This is a genomic window from Pedobacter terrae, assembly GCF_036946585.1.
GTDB classification, from domain to species: domain Bacteria; phylum Bacteroidota; class Bacteroidia; order Sphingobacteriales; family Sphingobacteriaceae; genus Pedobacter; species Pedobacter terrae_C.
The window spans coordinates 32692-44637 of the sequence record NZ_JAQIIV010000010.1 but is presented as its reverse complement, the minus strand read 5'-3'; the positions used below and the strand labels follow the sequence as shown (position 1 = coordinate 44637).

The window sequence follows — 11946 nt, the reverse complement described above, 5'->3', positions numbered from 1 at the left end:
TCCTTTATTATTTGGGTGGAAGATCATTGAGCTGCAGACTGCATAGGTGTCAACAGATACCCGGACTTAATCTCTGTTAAATTGAAGGATAAATTTTGATTTGTAATGGAAATGAATTTTGCAATTTTTAAACCTGCCCTTGAAAGGCAGATCCAAAGTTGGTTCTGGCTGAATAACTTCATGCGGCCCTGGATTCTCAGTCTCGAGAAACTGGTCGAGGTGCATGGGACAGATATTGTCATTGATTTGGTTGGATTTAATGAACGCTACACAGATCGTTATTTCAAAGGTCAGATTGATCAGGTTGCACCCCGTATGATAGATCGGGTTTTAAAGGACAATCTTGGTCATTTCTTAAAACATACCGGTTACCAAGGTTACGTGTTTCAGATTATCATCCGGGGGAGGGGGATGTCATATACCAAGACATTGAATGTCAAAAATCCGGATTGGGCATGAGTTCAAATAAATGCGTAAGTTGAAGACGCTGCATAATTGATCAGAGGGAACTACGGGTGGAATTAGTTTGCCGGCGGGATAATAATTATTTCGGATCATGATGTCTACCCAGATCTTTTGTAACCTTTGTAAATCCTATCACATTGTCGTCTTTATCATGGATAGCGGTAATCACTACGTTAGCCCAAAATGTGCTTCCGTTTTTTTTTACCCTCCATCCCTCATCTGTTGCCTTGCCGAGGGCTTTTGCTTCTTGTATTAGTTTTTGGGGCTTGCCTTCCTGAATATCTTTTGATGAATAAAATATGCTAAAGTTTCTGCCAACTATTTCCTCCTCGTGATATCCCTTAACGATTTGTGCGCCCCGGTTCCAGTTTTCAATATTTCCTTCTTGATCTAACATTAAAATAGCATAGTCTTCTATCTCCTGAACCATTCTATTAAACCTGGCAAGCTTTAGGTCTTTTTCATTGATGGTTTCATTCACTATTGCCTTTATTCGGCCATCCAAAGTAAAAGCTGCATCAGAAAGCATTTCGAACCATTTTTTATCTAGCCTCATCTGGCCATTAGAGCCTAGGTTGACCAGAGCCATGATTATTGTTAAGGGATGCCTTATTTCATGAGACTGAATGAACGCGATCTCCTGTAATGATTTGTTCTGTGATTCTGCACGTTGGAGTTGTTCCTTAAGCTGTTCAGTAGTCGATTGAATTTCCATCAAATACATCATCTGACGAGATAATATCCCAAACATCTGTAGTTGCTGAGGTGTTAGTTCTCCAACTTTCTGATCTAATAGGCATAGTGCACCGATACTTTCACCGCCTTGCGTAATCAAAGGGGCCAACGCAAAAAAACCTACATCCAGTTCCCCGGTAACCAGCGAATTACTACTTATCCTTTCATCATTACATACGTCAGAGACAATCATTATAGCCGAAGATTTTATGGCATTTCGGTAAAAATCGCTTTCCTTGACAATTTGATCTGGATGAATCCCTTTGGCAATCTTCACATAGTTCCGGCTATCATCGATCAAAGTGATAAAAGCGATTGACTTACTGCATATATCAGTAACCATATCTAGGATAGATTGGAATTCATAATTTCCAGCCAAATTTAAATCAATGAATCTATTAACCGTTCCTGGCGTAACAACATCTTCTTTCTTCATGCGCACCATTTTTTCCCCGAAATAAGCAAAAATTATACAAATTATTTTCAGAAAAGTATTAAAACGATTTAGCTCCCTTAAATGATAAATCTACATACCCCAGAAGTTAAAACCCTGATCATTTTTCTTCATTTGACACGCTGAACAATCTGATTTGACCAAACAAAAATAATTTTAAAACCTTTATATCACCAAGTTACGTACCTGATGAGTTAGTTGTTTATGAAAAAGATTCTTGTGATTGATGATAGTGATGAGATTTTAGCTATCTGCCAGTTTAAATTCTATATTCCTGTTTGATTTTCTTTCCGGGGAACTTGCAATCAATTATCTTTATCACCCTGATAATAAAGACAAACAATTTTTAATCCTCCTTGACATCAATATGCCCGGCATGGATGGATGGGCATTTTTGGAACATTTAAAGCAACATTCAACATTATCCTCGATTCATGTGGTAATTGTATCCTCTTCCAAGGAATCCAGCGATGGAATTCGTGCTGACGGGGTTAATCATGCTAAAATGGAAGCTATCCGAAGCATAAGACATGTCTAAACATTTAGTTGATCATTTTGTTAATTCATATAGGTCATGTTCTCATTCCTTTGTAAACCTTCGTGTATTAAAGCTTACCATTAGACCCTGTAGTACATGTTCCATATTTTAAAATATTTAAACCATGCGCATCCTATGGAAAATGTACTTTCCCAAAAGGCAAAAATTGTTGCCATGAATATTAGATTGGTTAGAGAATACAGAGGTTACACCCAGGGCTATCTCGCTTCAAAGCTTAGCATATCCCAAAATGCTTATAGCAAAATTGAACTTGGTTATAGTAAGTTAACCATTGACCGTTTATTTCAGCTGGAGGTAATCTTAAGGGTAGAGGTAGTACAATTGGTGATGTTAAATCATCGCGACTTAATCAAAACTATCGCTCAGGCCGAAAAACAAATGTAACATCAGGTTAGGGTTCATCGTAAAAAGATGATCGTTTAATGCTTGTCGGCAAAGGCTGCATTTATCTAAAAAAAACACGTTCGTAAGCGCTTTATATGCATTTACATACGGAATAAGAGGGGAAAACTTAAAATTTCTGTGTGTTTGAGAGATTTTTGCTGTAAAACTAAAGGTATTTAAGCTAATCGATTAGTAATTATCAAAAATCGGGAAAAAAATAATATTAACTATAATCGTCTTATTCAAACCTTTACAGATTCATCATGTTAATATCATGGCTTTACCTAACGTAAATCAAAATTTAAATCTTATATGGATCCTGAAGAAGTCAAGTTAAATGATTTTCAAAGAATTTTATTCGGAGAAGCTCCGGAGATCTTTTTAATTGAGACCCTGATCAGGACACTGCTCATGTATTTGTTTTTATTATTGATCATCAGGTGGCTTGGAAAAAGGATGAGCGGTCAGCTCTCCATAAACGAGATGGCTGTGATGCTTGTTTTGGGAGCCATCGTTTCCGTGCCGATGCAGTTGCCTGGAAGTGGACTGGCACAGGGCATGCTGCTTCTTGTATGTACCTTAACTTTTCAACGGGGAATGAGTTGGTTTGGGTACAAGAGTGCCACTTTTGAAAAACTATATATGGGCGAACCAATTATGCTCGTACGGGATGGTGTATTTGAGTTAGCCGAGTTACGTCAAAATAAGATCACCCGGCAAATGATTTTTTCACAACTCAGGCAAAATGGGGTAATGTCACTCGGTTGTGTAGAACGCCTGTATATGGAAACTTCGGGGATTTTCAGTATTTACTGTTTCCATCACTCAAAGCCGGGGCTGTCGGTTTTCCCTCCAACAGATCATATGCTTTGGACTGAACAGGATAAGCATGAGAATTTAATGGCCTGCAAAAATTGCGGTTACACGGAAGAGGTTGAAGCAATTCATAAATGTTCAAATTGTACGCACGATGAATGGATCGAAGCCGTGATAATAGCCAAATGATGAAGAAAGAAGATATACACTTATACGATTGGCAAAGAATTCTTCTTGGGGATTTACCAGCTGAGTTTTACGTAGAACTATTAATCAGGGTTACTTTTGTTTTTATCTTGTTAATCTTTTCGATGCGCGCAATGGGCAAGAGGATGGCCGCACAATTATCCCGTAATGAGATGGCAGCTCTGGTTTCCCTGGCAGCAGCAATAGGCCTTCCTATCCAATCGCCTGATAGGGGTATTCTACCGGCTCTGGTGGTGGCGTTGGTTGTGATAACGATTCAAAGGGTTATCGCAACAAGAGCGTATGGAAATCAGCTAATGGAACAATTTGCTCATGGCGATGTCAGTTTACTGATTGAAAATGGGGTAATTGATAAAAAGGAAATGCTTAGGGTCCGTCTGACTGAAGATCGGTTATTTGCCCAGTTGAGATCACATGGCATACGCCATCTTGGCGAAGTTCAAAGATTATATCTGGAGGTAGATGGCGAATTTACAATGTTGAAAAAAGATCAGCCAACTCCCGGGCTATCGGTATTGCCGGCTTTTGATGAAGAATTTCTAAACCGTCAGTCCCGGCAAAAGCATAAGGTTTGCATCAATTGTGGAGAGTTGCCGAATAATGAAAAAGAGATTAGCTGCTGCAATTGCGGGGGAGAAACGTTCACCAGTCCAATCTGCTGATGCAATATTTTATCCGATGAGCGAATTAAAATTGTGGATTTGATTGGCTGGGATGCAAATCAACATCAGGCTACGCCTGCATATATTATGTCATTTTCATTAACCAGTACTCAAGTTGGAGAAATGTCTTGCTTGCCTGCAAGCTAATGAAAATGCAATAAGACCATCAGAATTAATTTGTCCAGGTACCTACAGCATCTATTTTCGTTTAGGTCCTTAGTTCTGTGAGCAGGATTTACCCATATTGCTCACATTTGTAGCTTGTCGCGGATCGCATGTATATTGGCTGGGACGTCGTCAATTGAACACCCTGTTTTCTCTCCATTTGCCCGCCAATTTTTTGCTAGGGGATGGCGCTGTAAGTGATTGAATAGAGTGTTTTGGCTTTTCCTTCGCGAGGTTCAAAGCACTCTTAGTTAGGGCTCCGAATCCCTTTCTTGGTGGGTATATTAGTGGTTATGCTGATATACACTTCATAACGGTCATGATGAGTGGCCTGGATTATATGTTCTGTAGGATTGGGGTGGATAATGATATCTTCAACTTTGAGATGAGCGGTCTTTTATTGTTTTGACAGGATGATATGAATCTGCAATTTTGCAACTACTTTGAAAGGCGTTTGAAATTGCTTCATTTTTATCCATTTCTCTTTTTGCCATCTTATCAAGTAGACGCAATACACACTCTCTATTGATATATACTCCAACCATTTTTCCAATCATAAGCGCTGGCAGGATTAGATCACGTCGTCTGAAAAAAGGCTCAAAGACGTGAAGATAATTCTTCCTGGTTAACACTATACAGTATTTATTCGTCGTTTACCATTTAATTGCTTCTATACCAGAAGAATTGAATTGGTCCAGAAAAATTTTGAAAAAAATTCAAGACTTATCTTTTGATATTTTTTAATTTTTATCTTCTAGCTGATAGCTGGACCAGAAGAATCCCTTATTATCTGGCGGATTACTAATTTATTGCGATTTGACTAATCGTTATTTGCAACAGTAAATCAATTATGCCTCCCCATTTTACCATTCTATACCCCATTAAAGCACTAATAAATAATCTCCCTTCTTCAAGTTGAATAATGTCGCTAATAATTGCTGACCTGGTGTTTTGATCTTTCCTGCGAAGCAGTATTTTGTTCATTTCTCCGAATCCGGAATTTCCGCCTTCCGAATCTTTACTTTCTCTGAACCAATCTTTATCCACTACACCATTTCCATCTAATACCTTCGCGAGCAAATAAATACACTATCTTAAAAATAATTCCGACCCAAGAAAAATTGCACCCTTACTTTGTAAAGGGCTTTGAGCAGAAAAGTGGCGCAACATAATCGATTTTATAAACGATTCTTAATAAATGGATTGTTTATGGGGAGCGGACTATCTCGAATTAAATATTGTTCAAAGCGAATGCGGAAGCCATAATGGTTAATACAAGCTATTCAGGATTTCTAGAGCGGTATACGATTCCGTCCGCTGTCTAAATGCACACAGCGATTCACCACCTAACGTTCTCCTATCTTCTACATTTGAGCTCCTGTGGTTGGTCCATCGCATACCGCCCTTGATACTGATTATTTCTTCTCTGGAAAGAATAGCTAATTTTTTGCTAAGCTTTTCATGATTATTGTTTTATTTCAATTAATATAAATATAACACATGTAAAAGTTAATTAGATAGGTTGATTGACATAGTGAATCACATCCTTCGGCACATCTGTGGAAGACAGGTAATGCCGATGCTTCTTAATAAATACCCATTGTTTTTTGAGACGATGTTGTTTAGTTTCAGCTATCAAAAATTCTGAATTCTATCTAGTGATCGAATAGCACAAAGAGCAAAATTCTCAACAAAAGAGTGTTTAAATGCATTGTTTATAAATGTCTTTTATTTATTCAAACAAAAGACATTAGGCCTTGTTGAATTTATATATGCAAATATAGCAACCCCCTGATGAGAAATGATCAAGGGATTATATAAATAACTTAAAAACATCAAGATGCCGGAAAACAAGAAAAAAATTGAAAACCCATTAAACAAATATCCCCGCCCCCCGTTCATAAAGCAGCCACAGGAAGTGCCGGGACTAGCTTCAAAAATGGATCCTATTCCTGATCATGGTGAGGAATCATACAAAGGTTCTGGGAGACTACAGGGCCGGAAAGCGCTAATTACCGGTGGTGATTCCGGAATCGGACGGGCAGCTGCAATTGCCTATGCCCGGGAAGGCGCAGACGTGGTGATCAACTATTTGCCACAAGAACAATCTGATGCAGATGAAGTGCTCAGGCTTATCGCTGCAGCCGGAAGAAAAGGGTACGGTATACCTGGCGACATTACTTCGGAGGAATTCTGCAAAACATTAGTTACCCAGGCAGCAGAAAAGCTGGGAGGTATAGACATCCTGGTAAATAATGCCGGTTATCAACAGGCAATAGAATCCCTTGAGGAAATAAGCACTATCCAATTTGATACCACAATGAAAACCAATATTTATGCACCATTCTGGATTACAAAGGCTGCAATTCCCATACTTCCGGAAGGTGCGGTGATCATTGCCACCAGTTCGGTTCAGGCTTACGATCCCTCAGAAAACCTTTTCGATTATGCACAAACAAAAGCTGCAAACGTTGCGTTTGTAAAATCATTAGCAAAGCAACTCGGGCCAAAAGGAATCAGGGTAAATGGTGTGGCACCTGGTCCTGTATGGACGCCCCTACAAACCAGTGGCGGACAGCCTCAGGATGCGATTGTAAAATTTGGAGAGGTTACTGCGCTTGGGCGTCCCGGACAGCCCGCTGAGTTGGCATCAATTTACGTGCAGTTAGCAGATAGTACTGCCAGTTATGCTACCGGGCAGATATATGGATCTGCCGGCGGAAACGGTCACCCTTAAATTGGTTGACTATTATATTATGAATAAACCTGGTGCAGGACATGATGATTCATTCCAGTATCAGGTTTTTGTTATTCAATTTGGATTTAGTCACTAACTAGTTCATATCACACATCTGGCTGGGTACATAGGATGTTCAGTAAGATAGGTGTAAGGCTTTATTTCTTTTTATTTAGGGTTTCTGATATCATGGAGGCAATAAGGGTAGGATTTTCCAGCGGCATCAGATGACCAATAGTATCAATAGTTAAAATTTCTACATCGAGAGGTAAATTGGGTAGAGTTTGTTCTCGGGTCATCGCCCAATTGATTGCAGGATCATCTTTTGAAACAATAAGAGTTACAGGAACATTTAATTGCCTGGTATTATCAGCGATAGATTCACGTGTACCTTCATCAATCCACCATTTCCTGGCGTCCGCGGCTACTTCCAAAGGGGTATTAATGGCTACATCGGACCCTTCATCCGTTAATCTGATCACCGTATCCGCCTCAACTTTAGACTTTGACTGTTCTATATCCGGAATTTCCCGCATTTTTGCCTGTTCGCTTTCCGGAATATCTTCAAAGCTGGGTGGCGATGGTGCAACCAGGATCAAACCCCGTAACTGCTCATTTTTGTAATCATCCACAGCACACTGCAAAGCAATCTTACCACCCATCGAATGGCCTATCAAGATATAGTGGGTTACTCCTTTAGCGATTAACTCCTGCCGAACAAAATCTGCGTAACTATTAAGCGAAGATTTAGCAATCATAGCAGTGTTTCCAAAACCTGGCAAATCAATCGCAATACACGAATAATAGCTTTCCAGCTTTGAAATAACAAACTGCCAGCTCTTAGCCGAGCCGCCAAAATAGTGTAAGAGTACCAGAACAGGTTGTATGTGGTCTTCCCCGTTTTTTTCCATAGCACCTGATACAAAAGTGATGAACTTCTCTTCCAGTTCCCCATTGGTGATGATTTGCGTCAGTGATTAGTGCTGCGTCCCTCATCCAAACATACCAGTAATCATAATTACGTTCACCGCCAATTACTTCGGGTAGGGAAGTGGTGGCAGCTGCTGTAATCCCTCCGGTAGGTTCTTAAACCATCTGTTGCCATGCTCTGAGAGAGTACCGCACCTGGTTTTCATAAGGACCATGATAATCCAAGAGCATTTCCAGATTCTTCCATTTTTGGAGCATTGTCTGCAGCAATTTTCGCAGATCACCTTCGCTAACTTTATTTGCCTTTCCTAAGTAGGCCCAGCCACTTTCTCCCGCAGTAATTTCGAAACGGATGATATCGTTCTCTACGTACACCGGATGCGAAGTGTGAAGGTAAAGCCCGGATTTATCCAATCTGATGCGTGAGGTAGATATAGTCATTTAATCTTCTGCTGCGAGCCCATAATCTGGCCTGATCGTAATCTTGTTTTCGATAACTGATGGTGCATTGCTAAAAAGTTTACAAATGCCCTTAAAATTTCATCTAAAGGCATAAAATCGGTCATGGTCAGTCCCTTTCCTCCGATAGAAAAACACGAATGCAGTACGCTGCTTCTCCCATCAAATTGGCGAGTTAGAAATTTTTTATCTTTTGCACTGACCGACCAATAACCGCCCTGTTCATTATCGAGAAGTTTAGAGAATATGGCCTCAGTATCGAAACGCTCAGGGCAATACCAGTTAATGGTTCCCGCTTTATCTAATAGAGCGCAGCTTCTGCGATCGCTGATGATGGCCAGATCTTCGATCATGGCTTGTTCCGCCTTCATAAATTTTTTAAAGTTTGCCCTGGAATTAGGAATGATATAATTGGGGTTTCTTGTATTTACCGTGGAATACTGCCGATAAAATTATTCTGCAATTTGCTCATGATTATCTTATTGTGATGGATAACAAGAGATATCACAGCTTTGTTCTTAAGCATACAGCTTTATCTAAACCATTTATCTCTAAACTTCAAAAGCTTAGGATTATCCCATTCGGATATAAATTTAGAAGCGCTATCCGGTTTGTCTTACTGCTTACTGTTTCAGTCTTTTATAATGAAGAACTCGATATGAATAATCTTTTCAGCTTGACTTTGATTCTGTCATTAAAAAAATTAATTCAATTCATTTTATACCACATTTGTTGAAGCAATTTATTGTTGGCTTAATAAGAATAATTTCATTTTGGTGGTATAAAATGATAGTTTTGATTAAAGTCTTTACCACATTTCTACTATTTGAAAACTGCGCTTAGATTATTCGTATTCCTATCTTGTGTAAATTCGTTATTGTAATTTGTTGGAGCTAATTTAGAACACTAACCAACTAGTTATGATAGATACTTTTAATACGTTTGGCGGCATACTGATTATTATATTATTAGCCTTTTGTTTTATCAAGTTGTTAAAAAGTCCGAATAATAGAATTTGATAACATCACTACGCGCTTTTAAAAAAGAAGTTTTACCATTTTAACAAATTAGCATTCAAGTAAGAGCTTATTTTCCACACGATACTAATCAACACATAGCATGCAAGATATCAATATTAAGGATTCAAACGGATATATTTTTTACTCCGAAAACATAGAAGTCAAACAACCTAATGAAGATGAGGACAGCCGAGAGGTTGTTGAATCTATGGCAAGGGTAAACAAAATAATGTTTGAGCGCTACCGGCATGCAGTGCGTGACGCACATGCCAAAAACCATGGGATTTTACGCGGGGAACTCAAGGTCTATGATAACCTTCCAAAGCATTTAGCGCAGGGTTTATTTCGTGAGCCGAAGACCTATCCGGTTGTGATTCGTTTTTCAACCGCGCCAGGTATGATTGAGCCTGATAAGAAATCCTCTCAACGCGGCATGGCTCTAAAAGTCATTGGGGTGGACGGTGAGAAATACCTGCCTGAAGAAAAAGATGCATTGACTCAGGATTTTCTGTTAGTAAATTATCCGATAATTCCGGCAGGCACGGTTAAGGATTACCTTGACCAACAAAAGCAGATAGAAGATCATATTAATACACCAGAACTTATTCAATCCGTCCAGGGTGCCATGCTTGTAGCGGGCCGCAAAATTAAAAACCTCTTGGGACAAGAGGAGGAACCAAATCACTTTGCGACGCCAGGTTCTCATATTCTCGGTGATCGCTATTTTTCTATGGCAGCTATACGTTATGGGGACTATGTAGCAAAAATATCCATTGGACCCAAATCTGAAAATGTTCTGGCACTACATGGTAAAGAAATGGATGAGGAGTTAAGGAAGAATGAGCCTGAAACTTTTCTAACCACAATTGTAAAAAATTTCTTTGAACAACAGACAGGAGTTTATGAATTGTCTGCACAGCTATGCAAGGATCTTGAAAAAATGCCAGTCGAAGATGGGTCTGTCCAATGGATGGAAGAAGACAGCCCCTTCCAGCCAATCGCCAGTCTAACGATTTTGCCACAGGATAGTTTTAGCCCTGAAAGGAGAGTTTATGGCGATGATGTATTAAGTTTCAATCCTTTTCATTGTCTGCCGGAACATCGTCCGCTAGGAAATATTATGAGGGTTAGAAGACTCGCTTATGAAACCTCATCAAGCTATAGACATAAGATGAATGCCCAGCCAAGGATAGAACCATCAAGTATCGATGAGCTACCTGATTAACTTTTAAATTTATTTTTGTTTTATAGTACAGTTTTGTATATGTACGTACCGTCGGTAATATTTAATCATGTTAAAACAATTATAAATGAAGCTAAAATATGATAGCATAAAGGCGCTGGGCTTAGGGTGATCTGAGTTAATAAGAAAATGTATATCGGATTATAAGAATATGTTTTCTGGTACCGTATTGCAAAGTTTTATGTTTGAATTTTCGCTGTAACTTTAGTGGGGGGTGTATATAATATAATTGATAACAAATTAAGTTATAGCCCTTTCACTGTATGTGTAAAACATCTAAGACCATGAATCTACATTGGTCGAGAAGGGCAGACTTATCTTAATTCCTCATTCGACCGCTATGGGATGAACGGACAATAACATTATTGTTGGAGATATTTCTCTGTTTTGTGAGATATTTTATCTCATTGCCGTATTTTAAGCAAATAAATCAACAGCGCAAAGAAAAAATGTGCAGTAGAGAATGAATACTTTCGTTTTGTAAGACATTTTTATTTTTACCATAAGTATTGTATATAAACTGACAGCTGAAAAACAGATATATATAAGGATTGTATACCACTGCATCGAGCTTAAATTTTTTTAGTTATAATAATTATTTGAATACAATTATCAAGATTGATTGAGTATTTATGCTGTATATAGATATTTAAATATGGGGTTCATTTTTATTTTGCAGACTGAAAGCTAGAGATTGTTTTTAAGCAAAGAAGATGTTGCTAGATCTTTATTCGTTTAATATAGGTTTTTGCAGATTATCAATTGGAAAAGACTTATTATGAAAGGCATACGTATAGAATATGATATGAAAAAGCCCTATATTTCTATAGGGCTATGATATCTGTTTTATTGACATCCATCTTTAAAACTAAACCAAACCAAACTAACTGTTATTCGTACAATTAACTCAGTATATTGTTTTGAATATTTTTGTGAGTCTTATTTACTAAACTACAATAAAGTATTTTGTGGAGATTACGATTGTATATCTTATCAGATCGGTCTTCTCTACAAAAAACTTTCGCAAACTTTTTCCATAGGCCGCTCGCATCCATTTGTTAGAAGTGATAAAAAACCAATAGACCTTAATTTTTTAATATCCGATGGCCTA

General features: G+C 38.5%; 14 protein-coding genes. 7 read left to right on the top strand and 7 right to left on the bottom strand.

All coding sequences use genetic code 11. The features are described 5' to 3' along the window. Positions 1–105 precede the first annotated feature (105 nt). The gene (locus PGN18_RS14185) at positions 106–459 is read left to right on the top strand and encodes a hypothetical protein (protein WP_335320192.1); all 354 of its coding nucleotides are present in this window, start codon (positions 106–108) and stop codon (positions 457–459) included. Positions 460–544: 85 nt separating this feature from the next. Here the strand turns inward: PGN18_RS14185 and PGN18_RS14180 are convergent, their stop codons facing one another. Then, positions 545–1636, bottom strand: a complete 1092-nt coding sequence (locus tag PGN18_RS14180) for a PAS domain S-box protein (RefSeq protein WP_335320191.1) — start codon at positions 1634–1636, stop codon at positions 545–547. A gap of 286 nt (positions 1637–1922) precedes the next feature. On the opposite strand from PGN18_RS14180, the gene PGN18_RS22450 reads away from it, so the two are divergent. From PGN18_RS22450 to PGN18_RS14165, 4 genes are all read left to right on the top strand, one after another. Beyond that, complete coding sequence (locus PGN18_RS22450; protein WP_442955364.1) at positions 1923–2192, top strand: response regulator; 270 nt, start codon at positions 1923–1925, stop codon at positions 2190–2192. Positions 2193–2288: 96 nt separating this feature from the next. Continuing rightward, positions 2289–2597: a helix-turn-helix domain-containing protein gene (locus PGN18_RS14175; RefSeq protein ID WP_335320190.1), complete on the top strand. Its 309-nt coding sequence runs from the start codon at positions 2289–2291 to the stop codon at positions 2595–2597. Positions 2598–2909: 312 nt separating this feature from the next. Beyond that, positions 2910–3602, top strand: a complete 693-nt coding sequence (locus PGN18_RS14170; protein WP_335320189.1) for a DUF421 domain-containing protein — start codon at positions 2910–2912, stop codon at positions 3600–3602. Then, positions 3599–4282: a DUF421 domain-containing protein gene (locus tag PGN18_RS14165; RefSeq protein WP_335320188.1), complete on the top strand. Its 684-nt coding sequence runs from the start codon at positions 3599–3601 to the stop codon at positions 4280–4282. The genes PGN18_RS14170 and PGN18_RS14165 overlap by 4 nt, the downstream gene beginning before the upstream one ends. A 966-nt stretch (positions 4283–5248) precedes the next feature. On the opposite strand, the gene PGN18_RS14160 is transcribed toward PGN18_RS14165, so the two are convergent. Further along, positions 5249–5527, bottom strand: coding sequence for a hypothetical protein (locus PGN18_RS14160; RefSeq protein WP_335320187.1), 279 nt, complete (start codon positions 5525–5527; stop codon positions 5249–5251). Between the two features lie 760 nt (positions 5528–6287). On the opposite strand from PGN18_RS14160, the gene PGN18_RS14155 reads away from it, so the two are divergent. After that, positions 6288–7184, top strand: a complete 897-nt coding sequence (locus tag PGN18_RS14155; protein ID WP_335320186.1) for an SDR family oxidoreductase — start codon at positions 6288–6290, stop codon at positions 7182–7184. Positions 7185–7342: 158 nt separating this feature from the next. Here the strand turns inward: PGN18_RS14155 and PGN18_RS14150 are convergent, their stop codons facing one another. The 4 genes from PGN18_RS14150 to PGN18_RS14135 are packed head-to-tail and all read right to left on the bottom strand — an operon-like array spanning position 7343 to position 8944. After that, positions 7343–8095: an alpha/beta fold hydrolase gene (locus PGN18_RS14150; protein ID WP_335320185.1), complete on the bottom strand. Its 753-nt coding sequence runs from the start codon at positions 8093–8095 to the stop codon at positions 7343–7345. After that, positions 8025–8255, bottom strand: a complete 231-nt coding sequence (locus tag PGN18_RS14145) for a glycoside hydrolase family 15 protein (RefSeq protein ID WP_335320305.1) — start codon at positions 8253–8255, stop codon at positions 8025–8027. Before PGN18_RS14145 ends, PGN18_RS14150 begins: the two co-directional genes overlap by 71 nt. A 15-nt stretch (positions 8256–8270) precedes the next feature. Continuing rightward, complete coding sequence (locus PGN18_RS14140; RefSeq protein ID WP_335320184.1) at positions 8271–8555, bottom strand: hypothetical protein; 285 nt, start codon at positions 8553–8555, stop codon at positions 8271–8273. Next, on the bottom strand, positions 8552–8944 hold the full coding sequence (locus PGN18_RS14135) for a trehalase-like domain-containing protein (protein ID WP_335320183.1): 393 nt from the start codon (positions 8942–8944) through the stop codon (positions 8552–8554). Before PGN18_RS14135 ends, PGN18_RS14140 begins: the two co-directional genes overlap by 4 nt. Positions 8945–9692: 748 nt before the next feature. Here PGN18_RS14135 and PGN18_RS14130 point away from each other — a divergent pair. Continuing rightward, positions 9693–10817 carry a catalase family protein gene (locus tag PGN18_RS14130; RefSeq protein ID WP_335320182.1) on the top strand — a complete coding sequence of 375 codons (1125 nt, stop codon included), beginning with the start codon at positions 9693–9695 and terminating at the stop codon, positions 10815–10817. A gap of 964 nt (positions 10818–11781) precedes the next feature. Here PGN18_RS14130 and PGN18_RS22445 read toward each other — a convergent pair. Next, entirely contained in the window at positions 11782–11904 is a 123-nt protein-coding gene (locus PGN18_RS22445; protein ID WP_442955363.1) for a hypothetical protein, read from the bottom strand. Positions 11905–11946: the final 42 nt, after the last annotated feature.